Origin of the sequence: Allofournierella massiliensis (assembly GCF_964241245.1) — a bacterium.
GTDB classification, from domain to species: Bacteria; Bacillota; Clostridia; order Oscillospirales; family Ruminococcaceae; genus Allofournierella; species Allofournierella massiliensis.
Genome location: NZ_CAXSWZ010000011.1, coordinates 21068 through 41751, shown reverse-complemented (window position 1 = coordinate 41751; position 20684 = coordinate 21068). Strand labels below are relative to the sequence as shown.

Here is a 20684-nt window from a genome sequence, read left to right as displayed (position 1 = left end):
GGCATTCGGCCGCTGGCCGGATGTCCTGTTTTTTTGCCGCAAAATGGCTGCCGTCTGTGGTACAATAAGGGAAAAGTACGCCGCCAGACGGCAAAAAGGAGGGCGCGAGGCATGGGAGCGAGTGATTGGGAGGATCTGATGAACGGGGTGTTCGGCCCCGGCGGACGGCTGCGCGCAGGCACGGCAAAGCCTGCCCGGAACGAGAAAACGGCAGAGACCGCGCAGCAGGCGCTGCAGAAAAACCAGAAGGCGCTGGATGAGGCGCTGGCCCGGCAGGCGCAGGAGATCACCCGGCTGGGCGGCGAGCTGGAGCATACCATGCAGCGGGACGGGCTGCTCACTGAGGCCGAGACACAGGCGGCCCGGCGCACCGTGCCCGTCCCCGTGCAGACGGACGCCTTTGACGGACTGGAGCAGGTGCTGGGAAAAAGCGTGCTGGGCCAGCCGGAATTTCTCAAACAGCTGGTGCGGGCTTTCAAGCGGCCCTTTGTGCTGGGTACGACGGGAGAAACGGCCCGCGGGGTGCTGCTGGTGCATGGCCCGGCAGGCACCGGAAAACACACGGCGCTGAAGGCCATTGCCCGGGAAATGGCGGCCCGCAAGCTGCTCAGCGGGCCGCAGATCGCATGGATGGATCTGGGCCTTTACCCGGGGCCCGGGCAGGAAAAGCTGTTTTTGCAGGATCTGTACGCCGCGCTGAACGGGCCGGGGCAGATGCTGGTGTTCTGTGACTATGAGCGATGCCATCCGGGCTTTCTGAACACGCTGGCGGCGCTGGCCCAGACCGGCAGCGCCCCGCTGAACAGCCGCTACGCGGTGCAGAAGGGCATGCTGGTGGACGTGGGCACCGCGCTGGTGCCGGACGCGGTGAGCGCCCTGAGCCCCCGGGGCAAGTATCTGGTGTTCCTGAGCGGGAAGGGGCCGGAGAAGATGGCGGACCGGATGGGCGCGGGCGTGGTGAACGCACTGAGCGACGTGTGCGCCACCCGGCCCTTCACCGAGGAGGAGCTGGAGGAAATCGCCGCCCGGGGGCTGGAGCAGCTGATCGAACACGCGGCCCGGCAGTTGAAGCTGACCGTTACGGCAAATGAAGAATTTCTGGCGCTGGCCCGGCGGCAGGCAAGCCCCGGCCGGGGGGCAGCGCCCATCGGGGAATTTTTTGACCGGTGCTTCAGGGCGCTGGCGGAATACAAGCTGGAAGAGGAGCCGGTGGCGGGTGCGGCTGTTGCCCTCAGCGCGCCGGAGGGCCGGGTGCTGGCGGCGGTGGCCGGCGGTCAGCCGGTGGATCTGCTGGGCCTGCTGCGGCAGGAATACACCGGCATGCTGGATGAGGTGGACCGGGAACTGGAAAACATTGTGGGCCTTGCCGAGGTGAAGGACTACGTGCTGCGCCTGAAGGACAGTGTGCAGGCCAATCAGCGCCGGGCCCAGGCAGGCATGAAAACCGGGTCGGTTTCCATGCACATGATCTTTGCAGGCAATCCGGGCACCGGCAAGACCACCATTGCCCGGCTGGTGGGCAAGTATCTGAAGGCCATCGGCGCGCTGCGGGGCGGCCAGCTGGTGGAGGTGAGCCGGGCGGATCTGGTGGGCCGTTATGTGGGCCACACTGCGCCGCTGACCAATCAGGTGATCCGCTCGGCGCTGGGGGGAGTGTTATTCATCGACGAGGCCTACTCTCTCTACCGGGGAAAGGACGACAGCTTCGGGCTGGAGGCCATCGACACGCTGGTGAAGGGCATGGAGGATCATCGGGATGATCTGGTGGTGATCCTTGCGGGCTACTCCAGAGAGATGGAGCAGTTTCTGACCGCCAACAGCGGCCTTGCTTCCCGCTTTCCCAACCGGATTGAATTCCCGGATTACACCGGCGAGGAGCTGTGGCGGATTCTGGAGCTGAGTGCAAAGGGCAGGGGTTACCGGATGGCCGAGGGCTGCCGGGAACCGATCACAGAATACTTCACCCGGGCACAGGCGGAGAACGCCGCTGAAAACGGCAACGGCCGCATGGCCCGCAATCTGCTGGAGCGGGCGATTCTGAACCAGAGCCGCCGGCTGGCTGCCGAGTCCCAGGCCGCGCTGGACGAGCTGACGCTGGGGGATTTTGCGCTGGACGAAATTGAATAAAACAAAAAAGAAGGCCTGCTGCATTCGCAGCAGGCCTTCTTCTGGTTTTGTGAAAGCCGATCAGCAGGTGGTGCCCACAGGCCGCAGCGCCCGTGCCAGCCGCCGGCCCACCGTCAGGGCCAGCGCCAGCTTGATGCAGTCCGGCAGGATGAAGGGAATCACACACATGCCCAACACGGCCGGCAGGCTGTATGCGCTGCCGTTCATAGCCGACACCCGGATGAACCAGAAGGTGCCGAAGCCATAACAGACGGCAAGTCCGGCCAGATTCCCTGCAAGACAGCGGGCCAGCTCCGGCAGGGGCAGCCTGTCTGCCGGCAGGCAGACGGGGCCGATGAGGGCAAAGCCCACAATGTAGCCGCCGGTGGGGCCCAGCAGCGCCCCCGGCCCGCCGGAAAATCCGGCAAACACCGGCAGGCCCACAAGACCCAGCAGGATGTAAACAATGACTGCCACACTGCCCTGACGGGCCCCCAGCACTGCCAGCACCAGAAAGATGCCGAAGGTCTGCAGGGTAAAAGGCACTGCGGCCGGAATGCTGATCCAGGCGCACAGCGCAATGATCACTGCGCCCATGGCGGTGCGGGTAAGGGTTTGCGTCTTGGTCATAAAATACAGGCTCCTTGGTCATAATTGGCGGATCAGAAGAACAGTCCGCCGGCTCCGCGCCAGGCATCCCAGGGATTCACCGGAATATCGCCCACGCGCATTTCGCAGATCACATGGCCCTGGGTGGTGCCGATCTGCTGGCCCTGGGTCACGAAGTCGCCCTCGTCCACATCCCGGCGGCCCAGCAGATAGAACAGGCTCTTCACACCGCAGCCGTGCTCGATCACCACCACACGGCCCAGGCTGCCATTGGTCTGGGCGTAAACCACCCGGCCGGCGGCGGGAGCTACCACAGCGCTGCCGGAGGTGGTCTCCAGCGTCACGTTAATGCTGCGCCGGGGGGCGATGTTGGCGTTGTAGGCCGCGATCTGATCCAGCGGGATGGCCGCGTTCAGCGGATCGGTGGGATCCAGACGGTCGGTGTATTCCAGTACCGCGTAATCCCGCAGGATCTTGCCCTGCACCGGCTGGATAAAGGGGCCGTCCCAGTAGATGTCCGGGTCATTGATCCCCCACAGAAAATCCATGTTGCTGGGCAGTGCGCCCACATAGGGAATGGCAGAGGTGCCGTCGATGGTGTAGGTGTCCAGTTCACGGCGCTGCCGCCCGTAGACCTGCACGGTTTCGGTAACGGTCTGGCCGTTCACAGTGGCGCTGATGTCGTAGCTGCCGGCCATCTGGTTGTAGTCCACCGGCACAAAGGCCACCCACTCGCCCTGATACAGGGTGAAGGGAAGCTCGGCCAGCTCGGTGGTCAGCGAGGGAACCATGTCGCCCAGAACGCCCTCCAGCCGAACGCCGATCACGCTGCCCTGGGCCACGCCGGTGGCAGAGAGCACCAGCCGGGGCTGGGCCTCCAGCTGGAAGTTGAACTGATAGGTGTAGGAGCCCTGCGCGGCGCCGGTGGTTTCCGGCGAGGTGACCGTGAGGGTGACGGAATAGGCGCCGTTCTCGCTGAAATGAAACTCGTTGTAGGCAGTTGTGTCGCCCTCAAACAGGGTTTCACCCGCCTCGTTTTCAATGGTCAGAAGGGCGGTGGTGTATTCCGGCAGCTCCAGCGACGGGTGGCTCTCGCTCACCGGCTCCAGATCCTGCCAGCTGCTGCCCGGCTTTTTGGAAAAATCCCGGTGCAGAAAGCCCATCACCGGAACCGACCAGTCGTAGCCGGCGGCTTCCAGCGTCTGGCCCGCCCAGCTCACATCATACTGGGGCAGGCTATTCAGGCTCACGCTCCGGTACATGCTGAAGAAGGTGCCGCCCAGAATCAGAGCCAGCAGCACCGCCACCAGCACGATCCACCGCAAAAGGGAGGTGGAGGCGCTGAACAGGCGTGCGCCAAGGCTGAGGGGGGCATCCTCGTCCTCGTCCTCCCAGTCTTCCTCCTCATACAGCTCTTCTTCGTATTCGTCCTCGTCCGAACCGTCCGCTTCGCCTGCGTCGGCTTCCGTGCCTTCCGGCCGGGCGGAGGATTCCTCCTGCACGGCAGGGGAATTGGCGGTCTGCTGCTCGCCGGTTTCCTGTTCGTCGGGCTGAAGAGCGCCGTCCGCCGGCTGCTTTGTGTCTTTGTTCAATGATTCCACCTCACATCAAAGGTTTTGGGCCGCGCAGTGCGCGGCGGATTCAGGGCTGGAAGAACAGCCCGCCTGTGGTTTGCGTCAGCTTGGCAGGGTCCACACTCTTGTTGCCCACCCGGACCTCCCAGATCAGGGTGTTTTCCGCGTGACCGATCACCTGATCCTGCGCCACAATGGAACCCACGGAAACATTCAGATCCTGCAGGTGATACAGATAGCTCTTCACACCGCAGCCGTGGTCGATCACCAGCGTGTTCCCGGTGAGCAGCAGGTTTTCGGCCAGCAGCACCTTGCCGGGGGCCGGGGCGATGACCTCGTAGCCCGGTGTGGTCACATAGGTAAGATTGGCGGCTTGTCCCGCCCGGGAGCCGTCGGCTGCAATAAGATATGCGCCGTAGGGCTGGAATATGTTGCCCTGCACCGGAGGCGAGAACCGCCCGGTCCACAGCTTTTCATTGGTGCCCTGGGTGTAAAAGCCGTAGATTTTATTCCGGAACTGGGCATTGGCCTCGGCAGTGGCGTCGCCGCCGCTCAAGGTCGTGGTGGTGTACTGGCTGGCCCCCACTGTGAGGGTGGCGGTCAGGGCTTCGCCGCCCACCTCCACCGTGATGGTGTGGTCACCGCCGGGGGCGTTGTAGGGGATGCCCAGGTAGCCGATCCAGCCGCCGCTTACCGGTGCAAACCAGACCTGGCCCAGGTCGGTGTCGGCCACCGGCGGGTCGGACTGCTGACCCAGAAGGCCACCCACATAGATGGCGGCCGTGTCGCCCTGGCGCACCGATTCGCTGGAAAGGGTGACGCTGGCCGCGGCACTTACGGTGAAGCGGCACTGATACTGATACCAGCCGTAGGCTTTGCCCGGGCGCTGGCCGGTGTCCTCACAGCCGGCACGGATGGTGAGCAGGTACACGCCATCCTGCGGGAAGGTGTAGTCCTTCCACTGGCCGGCTCCGCCCTCGAACAGGGTTTCGCCCTCGCTGCTTTGCAGCAGCAGGGTGGTGGCGCTTTCGGTCATGCCCTCGGCCAGTACCAGTTCGGCGCTGGCGGTGGTAATGGGCTCGTCCAGTGTCTGGATGGCGGAGCCGGGGCTCAGATCCAGCTCCCGCCAGACCATTCCACCCAGAATGGGCACCGTCCACTGGTAGCCCACCGGTTCGTCCAGCGTCTGACCGGCCAGGGTGATGGCCTTTTCGGGCAGGTCTTCTTCGGTGATGTGGTAATACAAAAAGGCGAGGCTGCCTCCAACAATCGCCCCGGTGAACAGAACGACCATGAGCAGCCACAGGAACAATCGTTTCATCCAGCGGCCTCCTTTTCAGGCAGTCGGTAAAATGGGGCACAACTCCCCATAATATTTACCATTATACCATATTTGCAGGCGATGCACAGTAAAAAATGATACCGGGAACGCACCGCTTGACACAGTGTGCACAGCGGGGCTAGAATCAAAAGCAGCAAAGGGAGGAATGAAACCATGACCTATCAGGAAATGCTCGCCGCTGCCCGCACCTGCAGCGGCCCTTACTGCAAGGTGTGCCCGGTGTGCAACGGCAGGGCCTGCGGCGCAACCATGCCCGGCCCCGGCGCGAAGGGCACCGGCACCGTGGCCGCCGCCAACTATGCGGCTTGGCAGAAGATCTGCGTGAATATGGGTACCATCTGCGACAATAAGCCTGTGGACACCCGGTTCGACTTCTTCGGCCAGACCTGTGAGCTGCCGGTGCTGGCTGCGCCGGTGGGTGCGGTGAAGCTGCACTACGGCGACAAGTTCACCGACGAGGAATACAACCGGATTCTGGTTCCCGCCTGCGCCGAAGCGGGCATTGCCGCTTTCACCGGTGACGGCACCGACCCGGAGGTGTTCCGCGTTGCTGCCGCTGCCATTGGCGCAGCCGGGGGCCGGGGCGTGCCCACCGTAAAGCCCTGGGATTGCCAGACCCTGTTTGCCAAGCTGGATGAGGCCAAGGCCGCGGGCGCGAAGGTGTTCGCCATGGATATTGACGCCGCCGGCCTGCCCTTTTTGAAGGGGCTGAACCCGCCCGCCGGCCCCAAGACTGTGGAGGAGCTTCGGGAGATTATCGATTACGCGGGCGTGCCCTTTATTCTGAAGGGGATCATGACGGTAAAGGGCGCCGAGAAGGCGCTGGAAGCCGGGGCCGCGGGCATTGTGGTTTCCAACCACGGCGGCCGCGTGCAGGACGGTGTGCCCGCCACGGCACAGGTGCTGCCCGCCATTGCAAAAGCGGTGAAGGGCCGCATGATGGTTCTGGTGGACGGCGGCATCCGCAGCGGGCTGGATGTGTTTCGGGCGCTGGCGCTGGGCGCGGATGCGGTGCTGCTGGCCCGCCCCTATGTGACCGCCGTATACGGCGGTGGGGCCGAGGGCGTGGCGCTGCTCACCAACAAGCTGAAAAGCGAATTGCAGGATACCATGGCCATGTGCGGTGTGCACAGCCTGGCCGAGATTGGACCGGAACTGCTCTGGCAGGAGTAAGCCGGAAAACAAACGAAAAAATGCCGCCGGGGAATTTCCCCGGCGGCATTTTTGTGAATTGGGTTGAATCAGGCCTCGTCCACGGGCTCCTGAACTTCGTCGGCGGCGTCCACGTCCGCTTCGGCGCTGGCGGGCTCGTCGTCAAAGTCCTCGCTGAACAGCAGCTGCTCGTATTCGTCCAGCTCCTTTTCCCGGCGGCGGATGTACAGCCAGGCAGCAGTCAGCGCACCCACGGCGCTGGCAAGGAACAGCAGAACGGCAACAAAGGTAGAATGCTTCATAATCAATTCCTCCTTGATAATGGCCGGGCAAAACGGCCCGGGCCGGAATTCGTTGAATATAGGTTTATTATATCCCGCCGGGCGTTGGAATACAATACGATTTTGTGAACATGGCCGAAAATCGGCGGGTCAGACCGTTTCCTCCAGCAGCGGCCGGTAGGCCTTGAAGGCGCCGGGCAGGGTGTACTGCTGCGTCAGCGCCGCCCGGTCTGCCCACACATAGCCCGGGGGCAGAGGGCAGGCATCGGCTTCGGCCTGCCAGCCGTTCATGCGCCATTCGATGTGGCTGAAAATGTGCTTGGCGGGCTTGAGGGCGCTGCCCTGCCGCACAGGAATGCCCAGAGCTTCCAGCCGGGCGGCAGCCTCGGCCCAGGGAAGGGACTCTTCAAACAGCGCCGGCTGCCACAGCCCGGCCAGCAGGCCGGAGTCCGGGCGGCGCTGGAGCAGCCAGCCCGCCTCGCTTTTCACCAGCAGTACAGTCACCGGCTGGATTCGCCGGGCTTTGGCGGCCTTTTTCACCGGCAGGGTGTTCTGGGTGCCGGCCTGCCGGGCCCGGCACAGATGAGCCAGCGGGCAGAGATCACACAGCGGCTCGCCGTTGGGCAGGCAGACCAGTGCCCCCAGCTCCATCAGGGCTTCGTTGTAGGGGCCGGGAGCATCCGGCGGCTGGTGCTCCATCACCCACTGGGTGTAGGCCTTTTTGGTTTTTGGGTCGGCGATGTCCCGGTCATCGTTGTACAGGCGGCTGAACACCCGCAGCACGTTGCCGTCCACCGCGGGCACCGGCAGATGGAAGGCAATGGAGCCGATGGCCCCGGCGGTGTAGTCGCCGATGCCGGGCAGCGCCAGCAGCTTTTTGTGGTCGGCGGGCAGCTGGCCGCCGTACTCCTCGCACACAATGCGGGCGGCCTTTTGCAGGTTGCGCACCCGGCTGTAATACCCAAGGCCCTCCCACAGCTTGTGCAGCTTTTCCTCGTCGCATTCCGCCAGATCCCGGATGGTGGGCAGGGCCTTCATCCAGCGGTCGTAGTATTCCAGCGCGGCGGCCACCCGCGTCTGTTGCAGCATAATCTCGCTGACCCAGATGTGGTAGGGGGTGGGGTCCTGCCGGAAGGGCAGGGTGCGGGCGTTCTTTGAAAACCAGGCCAGCAGATCCGGCGCGATGGGGGAAAGGGTGGGCATTGGCGTTGTTCTCCTTTTGGATGGTCTCTGGGTAGTATACCACGCCGAGTGCCGTTTGCGAAACTGTTTTGAGGCCGGGCGCGCTTGACAAAATATCCCACAGGTGATATAGTTAGTTACACAAGTAATGAACCAATGAACAAGAAGGCGGAAAGGAGGCCGAGGCTGTGAATGGAACCCTGAATGATCAAAGTTCCATCTATCTGCAGATTGCAAAAATGCTGGAGGACAGCATCCTGCGGGGCATCTATCAGGAGGGCGAGCAGGTGCCCAGCACCAACGAGCTGGCACGGCAGTACAGCATCAACCCGGCCACGGCGGCCAAGGGCATCAACCTGCTGGTGGACGACGGAGTGCTGTATAAAAAACGGGGCATCGGCATGTTTGTGGCCGATGGAGCGGTGGCGCTGGTGCAAAAAAAGCGCCGGGCCGCCTTTTACCAGCAGTATGTGACCGCCCTGGCCAGAGAGGCGAAAAGCCTGGGCCTGGGCGAGGAGGAACTGGCCGGCATGATCCGCCGGGCTTACAGCGAGGCCCAGTAAAGAAGGGCCGGGGAGGAAAGCGAGTATGGAACAGATGGCATTGAAGGCCGTGGGCCTGAATAAGCGTTTTGGAACCAAGGAAGTGCTGAAAAATCTGGAGCTGACCATTGAGCCGGGCCGCATCTACGGTCTGATTGGCCGCAACGGCGCAGGCAAGACCACTCTGCTGGCCCTGCTCACCGCCCAGCTGGCGGCGGACGGCGGCCAGATCACCTGCGGCGGCCAGCCCGTGTGGGAAAACCCGGCGGCGCTGCAGCAGCTGTGCTTTTCCCGGGAGTTTTCCGGCGCGCCGAACAGCGTGGCCGCGGGTTTGAAGGTGAAGGATTATTTCCGCATTGCCTCGATCTACTACAAAAACTGGGATGACGCCTACGCCCATCGGCTGGCGCAGCGGTTCGGGCTGGAGGAGAACAAGCGGATCAACAAGCTGTCCAAGGGTATGCTGAGCATGGTCACCATCGTGGTGGCGCTGGCCAGCCGGGCACCGATCACCCTGCTGGATGAGCCGGTGGCCGGTCTGGATGTGGTGGCCCGGGAGCTGTTCTACAAGCTGCTGCTGGAGGACTACGCCGAGACCGGGCGCACCTTTGTGGTATCCACCCATATTATTGAAGAAGCAGCCGCCGTGTTTGAGGAGGTCATCATTCTGGACGAAGGCCGCATTGTGGAAAAGGCTCCCACCGAGGAGCTGGTGGCCCAGTTCCACCTGATCAGCGGCCGGGAGGATGAAGTGGATGCTGCCGCGCAGGGCCTGACGGTGCTCTCCACCGAGCGGATGGGCCGCCACAAGGCGGTGACGGTGCGCTGCGGCGAAAATGAGCTGGCACAGGCGGTAAGCGGCCGGGATGTGGATGTGACCCCGCTGAACCTGCAAAAGGTGTTTGTGGCCCTGTGCGGCCACGGGGAGGTGCAGGATGGTTAACAACATCAAAGCCTTCTGGCGGTACTCCGCCACTGGATTGGGCGTGCTTTTCGGGTTTGTGGTGTTCTGCCTGGTGAGCACGGCGCTCTTCGGGCCGGAATCCCTGTTCGCCAACTATCTCCGGGGCGGCATCATGATGTTCTTTATCATAAGCCCGATCCTCAGTTCCTCGCTGGTGCGCAGTCTGGTGAACATCGGTCTCGCCATGGGCGCGGTGCGCAAAAGTCTTTGGAGCACCATGGAGCTGGCCATTGCGGCGCAGGCACTGGTCTGCCTGCCCATGCAGGCGTTGCTGGACTGGGGCGCGTCGGTTTTTACGCCGGAGGAAACCGGGCTTTCGCTGACTCTGCCGGCACGGGGACTTTCCGGGCTGGCGCTGTTTCTGCTGCTGTGGGCCATGGGGGCCATGGGCAGCTGGCTGTCGCTGGTGCAGAAAACCGGCTGGCGGATTTTCGGCTGGGGGCTGGTGATCGTGCTGTATCTGGGATACATGGCTGCCATGGTTGCCCATATAATTTTCTCGTTCTTCGGTATGGATACCATCCTGTGGGTTATCTGCGGCGTGAGCCTTGCGGTGGGCGGGGTGGCCAGCTTCGGGCTGTATCGCCAGTGCCGCACCGCTCAGGTGAATCTGCTGTGAGGAAAGGAGCGGACACACAATGAAGAAGGACCGATGGAAAAACCAGTGGCTGCTCTACGGCAGCGGGCTGGACTGGCAGCTGGCTGCGGTGGCCGTGTTCTGGCTGCTGATCGAGACCGTCACGGCGGTGGCGCTGGCGGTGACCGGCGAAAAAACCACGGTGATTTTTTCCGCCATGATCTGCCTGATCCTGCTGGCTTTTGTAAGCGCGTTCACCGGTTTTCAGCGGTTGAACCGGGCGTTCACGCTGGGGGTGGCCCTGGGCGGAGCCCGCCGCCAGCAGGTGCTGCGCTGCGCCGGCTGGCATCTGGGCGGTGCGCTGGCAAGCGCTGTGCTGCTTTTTGTGCTGGACGGAGTGAGCCATCTGATCTACCGGCTGGCCTATGCGCCCCGGGGCATTGTGCTGGACATGGACGGTCTGGCGATGCTGCCCGTGCCGGTCTGGCTGCTGATCCTGCTTGCTCCGGTGCTGCTGGGCATGTGCGTGGCGGCCACGGTGAATACCCTTGGCTCCAGAGGCTTCTGGATCGTCTGGGTATTGTGGTTGCTGATCTGCTTTTCGCCCAATTCGCTGATCAAATTGTATAAAACCAGCCCGGCCGCTCTGTGGGCGGTGCTGGCCCTTGCGGCGGTGCTGCTGCTGGGCTGGACGGCATGGTCGGTGCGGCGGCTGCTGCGCTGGACGGTGCGGGAGCTGTAAACAGGAAAAATTGATGAAAAGAGCGGGATGCACCGGATTTTGGTGCATCCCGCTCTGGCGTTTGGGCGGATGGTATGGTACACTGGGGTTATTCCAAGTGGAGCGCAGGGAAAAAGCAGCTCCGCAGCAAAGGAGGCGGTTACATGCCGCAGAAAAAACATAACGAATTTGCCGTAGCGGTGGGTCTGCTGGGGCTGGGATTCACCGGCATGACGCTGGTCAGCCTGATCGGGTGCAGCCTGATGACCATGGCGGCGGTGTGGACCACGAACCGGGTGACCACCGATCTGCTGATGCTCCTGAATGATATAAGTATTTATGGTCTGGGGCTGCCGGTGCTGCTGGCCGTGGGCCATTTTCTGCCAAACAACGAAGCAATGCCGCTGCGGCCCAAGCGGGCGCTAAGCCCCTTCACCTTTGCCCGGGCGGCGGCGGTGGGCTATGCCGGATGTATGGCGGCCAGCCTGGTTACCAATTGGCCCTGATGCTGCTGCGCACCCTGACCGGCCTGCAGGGAAACAGCCTGAACAGCACGGTGGAAGAGATGTCGCCCTGGGCTGCGCTGATTCTGGTCAGTCTGGTGCCGGCGGTGGGCGAGGAGCTGGTGTTCCGGGGGTATCTGTACCGCAAGCTGATCCGGTTCGGTCAGTTGCCCTACGTCCTGCTTTCCGCCTTTTTCTTCGGCAGCTTCCACGGCAATCTGGAGCAGTTCTTCTATGCCTTTGTGCTGGGCTGCTGGCTGGGGTATCTGGTCTGCCGCACCGGCAGCGTATTCTACGGCATGCTGATCCATCTGTTCATCAATTTCTTCAGCAGCTGTGTGCTCACCGGTGTGGGCGAGGGCGCGGTGATCAACACCCTGCTGGGAGCGGGAATTCTGGCGCTGGCGGGCTGGGGCTTTGTGCAGTTCTGGGACTTCCGCCGCCGGATGTTCGTGCGCCCGGCAACCGGCCTGCCCCAGCACCCGGTGCGGGCGGCGCTGCTCAACCCGGGCATGCTGCTGTGGATTGTGGCCTTTGTGGCCATGTGCGTGATCAATCTGTTTGGCGGAACCTGACCCCTTGCACACTGCAGGAAAATTCGGTATAATCAGGAAAAGTTACTGTTTTGGAGGGCTTGCGATGAAATTCATCAGCTGGAACGTGAACGGCCTGCGGGCGGTGCTGAAAAAGGGCTTTGCCGAGAGTTTTGCCGCGCTGGATGCGGACATCTTCTGCCTGCAGGAGACCAAGTGCCAGCCCGGGCAGGCGGAATTTGAGCCGGAGGGCTACACCGAGTATTTTTACAGTGCCAAGAAAAAGGGCTATTCCGGCACCGCCTGCTACTGCAAGCAGCCGCCGCTGAGTGTGCGCTACGGCATCGGGCCGGAGGAGCACAGCCACGAGGGCCGGGCCATCACGCTGGAATACCCGGAGTTTTATCTGGTGAACGTTTACACCCCCAACGCCCAGGAGGGGCTGGCCCGCATCGACTACCGGATGCAGTGGGAGGACGATCTGCGCGCCTACCTGATGGAGCTGGACAGGGAAAAGCCGGTGATCTACTGCGGCGATCTGAATGTGGCCCACAACGAGATCGACCTGAAGAACCCCAAGTCCAACCGGGGCAACGCGGGCTTTTCCGATCAGGAGCGGGAAAAGATGACCAACCTTCTGGCCAGCGGCTTTTCGGACAGCTTCCGCGCTCTCTATCCGGACAAAACCGGCGCGTACAGCTGGTGGAGCTACCGCTTCAACGCCCGCAAGAATAACGCGGGGTGGCGCATTGACTATTTCATTGTGTCCAACCGGCTGATGGACAAGGTGAAGGACAGCCTGATCTATGCGGACATCGAGGGCAGCGACCACTGCCCGGTGGGCCTGATCCTTGATCTGTGATCCTTCAAATTCACAAAACAAAAACACCCGGCGCGGAGCCTGCCTGCTTCCCGCCGGGTGTTTTCTGTTATCCGGGATAATACTGCTTTTTCAGCTTTTGCAGCCGTTCCAGCGCGGCTGCGCCGCGGGGGCCCAGTTCCTGGGTCAGGGCCACCAGCAACCCGTCCACCAGTGCGGCGGGGGCGGCCATGGAGTGGTATTCCTTTTCCGGCCCCCGATAGGCGAACAGATTGATGTCCGCCGCCTGATCCGGCGGCAGGCAGGTGCGGCTCACAAAGGCCAGGGTGGTGTAGCCTGCGGCGCGCCCCTGCTCCAGCAGGATGCGGCCCTCCCGGCTGAGTTTGGAAAAGCTGAACAGCACCGCCACATCGCCTTTTTTCGCACCTGCCAGACCCTCCAGCAGCTCGGAGCCGGAGGTGGGCAGCAGCCGGGCGTCCAGCCCCAGACGGCGCAGCCGGAAGTGCAGCAGCCGGGCAAGACTGGCCGAGGCGTTTTTGCCGTGGATGTAGATCCGGCCTGCACCGGCAAGGGCGGCCACCGCCCGGTCAAATTCCGCTTCGTCCAGCTGGGCGGCGGTGGTTTCCAGACAGGCCTGCTGGCTGGCCAGCCAGTCCCGGGGCGAAAAGCGGCCGGACCGCTGCAGGGTGGCGGCCAGCTTTACCGCCGGCCCGGCGGCAGCCTGTTCCAGAACCAGCGTTTTCAGGGCTTTGAAATCCCGGCAGCCCACATGGCGGGCAAAGCGGGAAAGGGTGGCCTCGGAAAGGCCCAGCCGTTCCGCCAGCTGCCCGATGGACAGAAACAGAAAGGCGTCGGTATTGGTGTTGATGAAATCCAGAATGGAGCGTTCCGCCCGGGTAAGCTGTTCCGGCGGAATGGGAAGGCGCAGTTCCATGGCATTGAATCCCCGTTCGATTGATATACAGAAAAATGCGGCGAAAGGGGCCGCTGGTTGCATTATACCCCCGGCGGGCGGGGCCTGTCCAGAAAAGGCGTGTAAAAAAGCCCCGCACCGGGCGTGAAAACCCGGCACGGGGGAAGAGGGCTTTTTTATACGGGAGCCTGGCTGGTGAGAACCTCCACATAGTCGCCGCCCAGCGCGTGAATCTCCTTGAGCGAACGCTTGAGCAGACCGGCAGTGCGCACCAGGAAGGGGGCCTGTTCGCTGAGCTCGATGGAGTAGCGGCCGGCGTTCATTTCCTGACGCAGCTGCTCCACGGTGGTGAACTCCCGCTCAAAGCGGGTGGCGATGCAGCCGTACTGTACTGCCTGATGGGTATCGCTGCCGGAGACCACCGGAATACCCAGTGCTTTGCCCAGCTGGGTGGTCAGCGCACGGGTGCGTTCCGGGTCCATGGCCATGTCCTTGCCGTTCATGTCCAGAAATGCAAAGCGGCGCAGCTGCTCCATAGGCTGCTCCGGCACATGGCCCGGCGCCCGGTAGGGATGGCCGCAGCCCACCAGCACCGGGTATTCCTCAAACAGATCCAGCAGTTGGGCCAGAGGAGGGAAGTGCCCCCGCTCCTTGTGGGGGGCAAGGCGGCGATTCAGCTCCAGAATGGTCTCCATGGGCCCGATGCTCAGAATATGGCCGCACTCGGCCACGTCGGTTTCCATGCCGGGAAAGACCCGCAGGCCGTTTTCCAGCACAAGGCAGTCGCCGGTGCGCTGGCTCACCGAAGCCAGATAACCATACAGATCCTCAAATTGCAGGGTGTTGAAATGCTCGGTCAGGCACAGGCCGTCCAGCCCGGCCCGGCGGGCCTCACCGAACAGCCAGTCGGTGTAGGCGGTGGAAAACGGCAGCTTTTTGGCCAGCTTGCCGTGGGTGTGGAAATCAAACAGCAACAAAAACACTTCCTTTTTTCAAACGGCGGATCGAATGCTCACAGCAGGGTGGAGACAAATACCGTGAGGCAGACCCACAAAGCGGAAATCGCCAGAAACAGCCAGTCGTCGTAGCGGATTTGAAGGGTGGAAAGCTTGATCTTTTTCACCTCTTTGTTTACGGCGGCGTAGCGATAGCCCCGCAGCTCCAGCGCCTCCACCGTGGTGCGGGAGCGCTTGGCGGTATTGAGCATCAGCGGGTAGAAGGCCCAGATCACCACCTTGATCTGGTAGGCAAGATACCGGATTTTACCCCAGATGGTCTCGTGGGCGGGCGGGTTGCCCCGCAGCCGGAACGAGAGCAGCACGTTCTGGAATTCCTCCATGAGCATGGGCAGCATCCGGTAGGCGTAGGAGATGGAAAAGCTGAGCCGCTCGGGGCAGCCGAACCACATCAGGCCGTTGCTCAGCCGGTCCGGGTCCAGGCCGGAAAACACCGTGATGGATGCCAGCGAGATGGTGGCCACCTTCAGGGTGAGCACCAGCAGCGGGGCCACGGCGGAGGCGTTGCCGCCGAACAGCAGCGTGACCAGAAACAGGTAACCGGTCTGGGAGAAAACGCCCAGACCGAACAGGAACAGCACCAGCCCGGCCACCTTCGCCAGCAGGGTGGTGATGGTCACCAGCACAAAGCAGCCCAGCAGAAAGGGCAGATCGTTCACAAACCAGGGCACCAGACCAAAAAACAGGTACCACACCAGCAGAACCCGGGGGTCCAGTGCGGCGATGGGGGTATCGTCGTTTCCGTAGGCGTTTTTCAGCACCTGATTGCGCAGAAAATCCATGGAGAATTTGTCCAGGATATTTTCCGAAAGTTTGTTCAGCATGGTTTATTCGGCCTCCTCGAAGGCGTTCACAAAGTCGTTCACGGTGTAGCAGCGGGCGGCAGGGTCCAGCCGGCGGGCCATGGCGAAGATTTCCGGCGGGCGGATGCCCACCCGGTCGATCACGTCCTGCCGGGCAAAGATTTCGTCCCGGGGGCCGTCGGCAATCACCTGGCCTTGATACAACACGATGATTCGATCCGCCCACTGGCAGACCAGCTGCATGTCGTGGGTGGCGATGACCGCCGTGTGGATCACGTCCTTCATCTCCTCCAGCACGCCCAGAATCTCCCGGCGGGTGGCGATGTCCAGATTGGCGGTGGGTTCGTCCAGCAGCAGAATGGCCGGGTTCAGCGCCACGCCGATGGCAAGGCTGGCCCGGCGCATCTGGCCGCCGGAGAGCAGCCGTCCGTCCCGGTCGGCAAGCTCGGTGAGCCGGAACCGGGCCAGCAGCTCCTCACAGCGGGTCTGCCAGTCCGGCACGCCCCGCACCTGCATGGCATAGGCGATGTCGGCCCGGATGGAGTCCTTGATGAACATTTCCTCCGGGTTCTGGTAGATCAGTGAGATCAAACGCCCCAGCTCCTCGGCCCGGCGGTCGCCCACCGGCTGGCCCAGCAGGCTTACCTGGCCCTCGGCGGGGCGCAGCAGGCCCACCATCAGCTTCATCAGGGTGGACTTGCCCGCTCCGTTGGAGCCGATCAGCGCCACCCGCTCGCCCTGGCGGATGGTCAGATTCAGCCCGTCAAAAATGGTGCGGGCTTCGCCCTTCACCGAGCGGTAACGCAGCTGGATGTTCTCAAACTCCACGGCCTGCGGAGCATCCGGCACCACAGATGCGGGTGCTGGAGCGGGCAGCCGGAAGGGCAAGGCGGAAAAACAGTCGACTCCGGTGTCCACGGTGGTGGGCAGGGGCGCGTCCTCTGCCAGCAGACCCCGCTTTTGCAGCAGTCGGCCCGCCTGGGTTACCTGCGGCGGAAAGATGTTGCAGTGTTCCAGCTCATCCACCCGCTGAAGGGCCTTTTCGGTGGGCAGCTTCCACTGCACCTGACCGTCCTTCAACAGCAGAACGTTTTTGCAGTAATCGGCAATGTATTCGGTGTGATGCTCAATCACGATGATGGTCTTGCCGTGGTTCTGGTTCAGATCCCTCAGCACCTCATAAATGCGGTCGGCGTGCATGGGATCCAGCTGGGCGATGGGCTCATCCAGAATCAGGATGCCCGGCTGCAGCGACACCGCGCCCGCCAGCGCCAGCAGATGGGTCTGCCCGCCGGACAGCTGCCACACATATTCCTCCTCGCGCCCCTCCAGCCCGCACTGGGCCAGAGCGCGCCTTCCCCGATCCTTGTAATCGGGGAAGGCGTAGTTCAGGCAGGAATAGGAGGCGTCGTCCAACACGGTGGGGCGAACGATCTGGTTTTCGAAATCCTGATAAACATAGCCCACCTTCCGGGCAAGCTCACCCACATCGGCACTCAGGGTGTCCTGCCCGTCCACGGTGACAAGGCCTTCAAACCGGCCGGTGATGAAATGGGGGATCAGGCCGTTGAGCACCTTGCACAGGGTGCTTTTGCCGCAGCCGTTGTTGCCCACAATGGCCAGAAAGTCGCCCTGCTCCACAGTGAGGGAAAGGTTGTTCAGGGTGGGCTTTTCCGCCCCGGGGTAGGTGTAGGTCAGGTGTTGGATCTCCACTGCGTTCATGATCAGCCAGCCACGTTCCTTTCGCTGTTTTTCTTCAGGGCAACCAGCACAATCACAGCCAGCGCGGCGGCAACCACCATGCCGGCGGCCATTGCGGTGCCGCTTTCAGCCCAGCTGGCCTCCCAGTCGATCAGGGCCATGCCGGCGGTGGCGGCCAGCTCAGCCAGAACAGCCACCACGAAGCCCAGCACGCAGATGCCCGCGACCCGAAGGTTTACGCCGCCTTCTGCGCCCGCAGTGCGGGGAGCCATGCCCAGCAGGGGCTCGATCTTGCCGTACAGGCGGGGAACCAGATACAGAGTGGGCAGCATGCAGAACAGAATGCCGCTGAACAGGAAATCGTTCAGGAAGGCGAAGCCCTCGGTGGCAAATACGCTTTCGGGCAGGCCGGCCACGGCCTCAAAATCCTCCACGGCGAACTGCACCTTCAGCACGTCCACCACAGCGCCCATGAACAGCTGCAGGCCGGTGCCCGCAAAGGCGGCCGCGCCCACCGCCAGCTTGTTGCGGGGATCCTTCACCAGACGGCCGGCGATGTAAACGCCGATGGCAACGGTGATGAACTTCTCCAGCTCGCCCAGGCCGCCGAACTGGCCCAGCATGATCTCACTGAATACCAGCTCACCGGTGGAAGCGCCCAGCGCCGCGCTCAGCGGGTCGAACAGCATGGCCAGGGTGAGGGGGATGAACAGAAAATATTCCACCGAGAATTCCACCAGACCGATCTGGAACTTGGGGATCAGCTCGGTAAACAGGGTGGCCAGGCCGTAGAGCGACATGGTCAAAACAAAAATCATCAGTTTCTGCGACTGGGTGGCAGTCGTTTTTTGCGATGCGTTCATGAATGGATTCCTCCCGTTTTCTTCTCGTTCTCAAAGCAGTCCGCACCCGGCATTTCGGGTGCATCATCAGTGTACCAGAGAAAATGTAAGTTTTTCCTGCAAATAAATGTTAAATGCAAGTTAATTTTCTTTCTGGACAAAATTGCGGGCATTTGCCCACAAAACGGTGGGAAGGAGAAGGGAAAACGCTGTTTTTGGGTTGCATGCAGCAGCGGGATACGGTATAGTAAAAAGGTCAGGCCCAAAGCAAGGGGTCTGAATGAGAACGAGAGAAACCTCTGATCCAAAAGAAAGGAAACGCGGTTTATTATGAAAGCTTTACTGGATATCCTGCGCGGTATCGTGATCGGTATCGCAAACATCATTCCCGGCGTGTCCGGCGGCACCATGGCGGTGTCCATGGGCATCTACGACAAGCTGATCAGCGCGGTGACCGGCCTGTTCAAGCATTTTAAGGAGAGCATGAAGCTGCTGATCCCTCTGGGCATCGGCATGGGCATCGGCATTGTGGGCTTCGGCTTTTTGCTGGAGTACCTGCTGGAGGCCCATGTGCTGGCTACCTGCCTGACCTTTGTGGGCCTGATTCTGGGCGGCCTGCCCATCCTGTGGATGAACCTGACCCGCAACGTGGCCAAAAAGCCCGGCGGCCGCATCGGTGCGGGCGAAGTGATCAGCTTCCTGGTGCTGCTGGCCATCGGCGTGGGCCTGCCTCTGCTGCAGGGCTCCGAGGGTGCGGTCAAGACCCTGACCCTGAACCCCGGCACCATTGTGGTGCTGTTCCTGCTGGGCCTGATCGCCAGCGCCACCATGGTAATTCCCGGTGTGTCCGGCAGCATGGTGCTGATGGTGCTGGGCTATTACAGCACCATTCTGGCGCTGGTCACTGGCACCGTAACCATGCTCAAGGACATGGACATCGGCGGCGTGATCAACAACTGCCTGCTGCTGGCCCCCTTCGGTGTGGGTGTTGTGCTGGGCATCTTCCTGATCGCCAAGGTGATTGAGTATCTGTTCCAGCGATTCCCCAGCCAGACTTTCGCGGCCATCATCGGCCTGATCGTCTCCTCTCCCTTTGCCATCCTCTATTCTGCCGACGCTCTGAGCGGCTTCTCGGTGGTGGAGCTGGTGGTTGGCCTGGTGCTGGCGGCCCTGGGCGCCTGGGTCACCTGGCTGATGGGCAGCAAGGAAGAGGCCTGATTCATCCTTTGAAAAAACGAGCAAGCGGCGCGCCGCCTGCTCGTTTTTTTGTGCGGGATTGCCCAAGGCAAAAAAATCTTTCAATTTGTGAAGAAAACCTCCTTCCAGGTTCGTTGTATTCGGCGAAGGGGCAAACAAGTAAGGGAAGGGGGCGTTCAGCCGAGTGACCAATGCACAGTTCAGCGCACTGGTGGAGCAGTATCAAAAGCTGGTCTATACCGTGTGCTACCAGCTGGTACGGGATCATCAGCTGGCGGAGGACCTGACCCAGGATACATTTGTTGCAGCCTTTTCTCACATGGATGACTGCCCGCCCGAACATTACAGGCCCTGGCTGGCCCGTATCGCGACCAACAAAGCCCGCGACCATTTGAAGAGCGCCTGGAACCGGCGGGTGATGACCCCCGGCGACGAGGCCATGCCGGAAACGGCGGCGGTGGGCGCGGCACCCCCCGGGCCGGAGGATCTGACGGTGAGCGAGGCCGAGGCCCAGGCGATCCGCCAGATGGTAAAGGACCTGCGGGAGCCCTATTACCAGGTGTCGGTGATGTATTTTCTGCAGGAGCGCAGCGTGGAAGAGATCGCCCGCGCTCTGCGCCGCCCGCCCAAAACGGTACATACCCAGCTGTATCGGGCAAAACGCCTGCTGCAGCAGCAGATCACAGAAAGGAGACAGGCGCAATGACGGAACTGTTTTTACAAAACGGCCATCTGAGCGACGAGGGACTGCAGGCCCTCATCGACGGTACGCTGGATGAATTGCAGCGGCTGGAAGCCGCGGAGCATCTGAGCTTCTGCGACGAGTGCCTGACGCGATATACCGCTCTGCTTACCGGGGATGTGCTGGAGGAGCCGGAGCAGGACGTAACTCTGCCGGTGATGCGCAGGCTGCGCCGCCGGGCCGTGAAGAGCGCCTGGAACCGGTATGCAGCGGCGGCCGCCGCGGTGGTGATCACTGCGGGCCTGTGGTACAGCGGTGTGTTTGGCGGAGCCATGGAGGCGCTGGCCATCCAGCCTCCCGCGCTGGAGCAGACCGCACAGGAGCAGGAGCCTGGCCCGCTGGGCCAATTGCTGGAGCGCATCGGTGTGGCCGACGGGGGCGAACCGGCCCGGCCAGACAACGGCCTTGGCCCGGAGCACCGGCCGGCAAACGTGCACCAGCTGGATGATCCGGAAGAAGCCGGGCCGGATGAGCCGGACGATACAGAGAACGGCGGGCTGGGCCAGTGGCTGAGCCAGCTGATCAACCGGCAGGACAACTGATCAAAACGACTGAATGGGAGCG

22 protein-coding genes are annotated in these 20684 nt (G+C 62.4%); 12 read left to right on the top strand and 10 right to left on the bottom strand.

Annotation, left to right across the window (positions count from 1 at the left end):
- The first annotated feature begins 111 nt into the window (after positions 1-111).
- Complete coding sequence (locus ACESYO_RS07525; protein WP_373209705.1) at positions 112-2127, top strand: AAA family ATPase; 2016 nt, start codon at positions 112-114, stop codon at positions 2125-2127.
- Positions 2128-2187: 60 nt separating this feature from the next.
- On the opposite strand, the gene ACESYO_RS07520 is transcribed toward ACESYO_RS07525, so the two are convergent.
- From ACESYO_RS07520 to ACESYO_RS07510, 3 genes are read right to left on the bottom strand one after another with little or no spacing between them, the layout of a single operon-like run.
- Complete coding sequence (locus ACESYO_RS07520; RefSeq protein ID WP_373209706.1) at positions 2188-2736, bottom strand: biotin transporter BioY; 549 nt, start codon at positions 2734-2736, stop codon at positions 2188-2190.
- A gap of 32 nt (positions 2737-2768) precedes the next feature.
- Positions 2769-4307, bottom strand: a complete 1539-nt coding sequence (locus ACESYO_RS07515) for a M23 family metallopeptidase (RefSeq protein ID WP_373209707.1) — start codon at positions 4305-4307, stop codon at positions 2769-2771.
- 49 nt (positions 4308-4356) lie between these two features.
- A complete protein-coding gene (locus tag ACESYO_RS07510) occupies positions 4357-5610 on the bottom strand; it encodes a murein hydrolase activator EnvC family protein (protein ID WP_373209708.1) in 1254 nt (417 codons plus the stop codon).
- 174 nt (positions 5611-5784) lie between these two features.
- Here ACESYO_RS07510 and ACESYO_RS07505 point away from each other — a divergent pair, with 174 nt between their 5' ends.
- Positions 5785-6804, top strand: coding sequence for an alpha-hydroxy-acid oxidizing protein (locus tag ACESYO_RS07505; RefSeq protein WP_373209709.1), 1020 nt, complete (start codon positions 5785-5787; stop codon positions 6802-6804).
- A 68-nt stretch (positions 6805-6872) separates the two neighbouring features.
- On the opposite strand, the gene ACESYO_RS07500 is transcribed toward ACESYO_RS07505, so the two are convergent.
- Both ACESYO_RS07500 and mutY read right to left on the bottom strand, forming a co-directional pair.
- On the bottom strand, positions 6873-7085 hold the full coding sequence (locus ACESYO_RS07500) for a phosphatase (RefSeq protein ID WP_283128880.1): 213 nt from the start codon (positions 7083-7085) through the stop codon (positions 6873-6875).
- A gap of 129 nt (positions 7086-7214) precedes the next feature.
- Complete coding sequence (mutY, locus tag ACESYO_RS07495; protein ID WP_283128879.1) at positions 7215-8267, bottom strand: A/G-specific adenine glycosylase; 1053 nt, start codon at positions 8265-8267, stop codon at positions 7215-7217.
- Positions 8268-8434: 167 nt separating this feature from the next.
- Here mutY and ACESYO_RS07490 point away from each other — a divergent pair, with 167 nt between their 5' ends.
- The 7 genes from ACESYO_RS07490 to ACESYO_RS07460 all read left to right on the top strand — a co-directional run bounded on the left by ACESYO_RS07490 (position 8435) and on the right by ACESYO_RS07460 (position 12948).
- Positions 8435-8809 (top strand): GntR family transcriptional regulator, encoded by a 375-nt coding sequence (locus ACESYO_RS07490; RefSeq protein WP_058963507.1) that lies wholly within the window; start codon positions 8435-8437, stop codon positions 8807-8809.
- Between the two features lie 25 nt (positions 8810-8834).
- Positions 8835-9731, top strand: a complete 897-nt coding sequence (locus ACESYO_RS07485) for an ATP-binding cassette domain-containing protein (protein WP_373209710.1) — start codon at positions 8835-8837, stop codon at positions 9729-9731.
- Positions 9724-10371, top strand: a complete 648-nt coding sequence (locus tag ACESYO_RS07480; RefSeq protein WP_373209711.1) for a hypothetical protein — start codon at positions 9724-9726, stop codon at positions 10369-10371. The genes ACESYO_RS07485 and ACESYO_RS07480 overlap by 8 nt, the downstream gene beginning before the upstream one ends.
- Before the next feature lie 19 nt (positions 10372-10390).
- The gene (locus tag ACESYO_RS07475) at positions 10391-11071 is read left to right on the top strand and encodes a hypothetical protein (protein WP_058963510.1); all 681 of its coding nucleotides are present in this window, start codon (positions 10391-10393) and stop codon (positions 11069-11071) included.
- A 143-nt stretch (positions 11072-11214) separates the two neighbouring features.
- Complete coding sequence (locus tag ACESYO_RS07470; RefSeq protein WP_373209712.1) at positions 11215-11556, top strand: hypothetical protein; 342 nt, start codon at positions 11215-11217, stop codon at positions 11554-11556.
- Complete coding sequence (locus ACESYO_RS07465) at positions 11556-12128, top strand: CPBP family intramembrane glutamic endopeptidase (RefSeq protein WP_373211234.1); 573 nt, start codon at positions 11556-11558, stop codon at positions 12126-12128. Before ACESYO_RS07470 ends, ACESYO_RS07465 begins: the two co-directional genes overlap by 1 nt.
- Before the next feature lie 64 nt (positions 12129-12192).
- Positions 12193-12948 carry an exodeoxyribonuclease III gene (locus ACESYO_RS07460; RefSeq protein ID WP_373209714.1) on the top strand — a complete coding sequence of 252 codons (756 nt, stop codon included), beginning with the start codon at positions 12193-12195 and terminating at the stop codon, positions 12946-12948.
- Between the two features lie 67 nt (positions 12949-13015).
- Here the strand turns inward: ACESYO_RS07460 and ACESYO_RS07455 are convergent, their stop codons facing one another.
- The 5 genes from ACESYO_RS07455 to ACESYO_RS07435 all read right to left on the bottom strand — a co-directional run bounded on the left by ACESYO_RS07455 (position 13016) and on the right by ACESYO_RS07435 (position 18202).
- Positions 13016-13840, bottom strand: coding sequence for a MurR/RpiR family transcriptional regulator (locus ACESYO_RS07455; RefSeq protein WP_373209715.1), 825 nt, complete (start codon positions 13838-13840; stop codon positions 13016-13018).
- A gap of 155 nt (positions 13841-13995) precedes the next feature.
- Positions 13996-14796, bottom strand: a complete 801-nt coding sequence (locus ACESYO_RS07450) for a PHP-associated domain-containing protein (protein WP_373209716.1) — start codon at positions 14794-14796, stop codon at positions 13996-13998.
- Positions 14797-14831: 35 nt separating this feature from the next.
- A complete protein-coding gene (locus ACESYO_RS07445; protein ID WP_346672054.1) occupies positions 14832-15659 on the bottom strand; it encodes an energy-coupling factor transporter transmembrane component T family protein in 828 nt (275 codons plus the stop codon).
- A 3-nt stretch (positions 15660-15662) separates the two neighbouring features.
- Positions 15663-17360: an ABC transporter ATP-binding protein gene (locus ACESYO_RS07440; RefSeq protein WP_373209717.1), complete on the bottom strand. Its 1698-nt coding sequence runs from the start codon at positions 17358-17360 to the stop codon at positions 15663-15665.
- A gap of 2 nt (positions 17361-17362) precedes the next feature.
- Positions 17363-18202: a cell division protein FtsQ gene (locus tag ACESYO_RS07435; RefSeq protein WP_373209718.1), complete on the bottom strand. Its 840-nt coding sequence runs from the start codon at positions 18200-18202 to the stop codon at positions 17363-17365.
- Positions 18203-18511: 309 nt separating this feature from the next.
- On the opposite strand from ACESYO_RS07435, the gene ACESYO_RS07430 reads away from it, so the two are divergent.
- From ACESYO_RS07430 to ACESYO_RS07420, 3 genes are all read left to right on the top strand, one after another.
- The gene (locus ACESYO_RS07430; protein ID WP_283128887.1) at positions 18512-19399 is read left to right on the top strand and encodes a DUF368 domain-containing protein; all 888 of its coding nucleotides are present in this window, start codon (positions 18512-18514) and stop codon (positions 19397-19399) included.
- Positions 19400-19562: 163 nt separating this feature from the next.
- The gene (locus tag ACESYO_RS07425; RefSeq protein WP_373209719.1) at positions 19563-20084 is read left to right on the top strand and encodes an RNA polymerase sigma factor; all 522 of its coding nucleotides are present in this window, start codon (positions 19563-19565) and stop codon (positions 20082-20084) included.
- Positions 20081-20662 (top strand): anti-sigma factor, encoded by a 582-nt coding sequence (locus tag ACESYO_RS07420; protein WP_373209720.1) that lies wholly within the window; start codon positions 20081-20083, stop codon positions 20660-20662. Before ACESYO_RS07425 ends, ACESYO_RS07420 begins: the two co-directional genes overlap by 4 nt.
- The last annotated feature ends 22 nt before the right edge of the window (positions 20663-20684 follow it).

What these genes read in the sequence shown, in the direction of transcription:
- ACESYO_RS07470 (WP_373209712.1), top strand. Translation starts at nt 11,215, where the DNA reads ATGCCGCAGAAAAAACATAACGAATTTGCCGTAGCGGTGGGTCTGCTG.
- ACESYO_RS07485 (WP_373209710.1), top strand. Translation starts at nt 8,835, where the DNA reads ATGGAACAGATGGCATTGAAGGCCGTGGGCCTGAATAAGCGTTTTGGA.
- ACESYO_RS07520 (WP_373209706.1), bottom strand. Translation starts at nt 2,736, where the DNA reads ATGACCAAGACGCAAACCCTTACCCGCACCGCCATGGGCGCAGTGATC.
- ACESYO_RS07525 (WP_373209705.1), top strand. Translation starts at nt 112, where the DNA reads ATGGGAGCGAGTGATTGGGAGGATCTGATGAACGGGGTGTTCGGCCCC.
- ACESYO_RS07465 (WP_373211234.1), top strand. Translation starts at nt 11,556, where the DNA reads ATGCTGCTGCGCACCCTGACCGGCCTGCAGGGAAACAGCCTGAACAGC.
- ACESYO_RS07475 (WP_058963510.1), top strand. Translation starts at nt 10,391, where the DNA reads ATGAAGAAGGACCGATGGAAAAACCAGTGGCTGCTCTACGGCAGCGGG.
- ACESYO_RS07420 (WP_373209720.1), top strand. Translation starts at nt 20,081, where the DNA reads ATGACGGAACTGTTTTTACAAAACGGCCATCTGAGCGACGAGGGACTG.
- ACESYO_RS07440 (WP_373209717.1), bottom strand. Translation starts at nt 17,360, where the DNA reads ATGAACGCAGTGGAGATCCAACACCTGACCTACACCTACCCCGGGGCG.
- ACESYO_RS07445 (WP_346672054.1), bottom strand. Translation starts at nt 15,659, where the DNA reads ATGCTGAACAAACTTTCGGAAAATATCCTGGACAAATTCTCCATGGAT.
- ACESYO_RS07500 (WP_283128880.1), bottom strand. Translation starts at nt 7,085, where the DNA reads ATGAAGCATTCTACCTTTGTTGCCGTTCTGCTGTTCCTTGCCAGCGCC.
- ACESYO_RS07505 (WP_373209709.1), top strand. Translation starts at nt 5,785, where the DNA reads ATGACCTATCAGGAAATGCTCGCCGCTGCCCGCACCTGCAGCGGCCCT.
- ACESYO_RS07435 (WP_373209718.1), bottom strand. Translation starts at nt 18,202, where the DNA reads ATGAACGCATCGCAAAAAACGACTGCCACCCAGTCGCAGAAACTGATG.
- ACESYO_RS07460 (WP_373209714.1), top strand. Translation starts at nt 12,193, where the DNA reads ATGAAATTCATCAGCTGGAACGTGAACGGCCTGCGGGCGGTGCTGAAA.
- mutY (WP_283128879.1), bottom strand. Translation starts at nt 8,267, where the DNA reads ATGCCCACCCTTTCCCCCATCGCGCCGGATCTGCTGGCCTGGTTTTCA.
- ACESYO_RS07455 (WP_373209715.1), bottom strand. Translation starts at nt 13,840, where the DNA reads ATGGAACTGCGCCTTCCCATTCCGCCGGAACAGCTTACCCGGGCGGAA.
- ACESYO_RS07480 (WP_373209711.1), top strand. Translation starts at nt 9,724, where the DNA reads ATGGTTAACAACATCAAAGCCTTCTGGCGGTACTCCGCCACTGGATTG.
- ACESYO_RS07510 (WP_373209708.1), bottom strand. Translation starts at nt 5,610, where the DNA reads ATGAAACGATTGTTCCTGTGGCTGCTCATGGTCGTTCTGTTCACCGGG.
- ACESYO_RS07430 (WP_283128887.1), top strand. Translation starts at nt 18,512, where the DNA reads ATGAAAGCTTTACTGGATATCCTGCGCGGTATCGTGATCGGTATCGCA.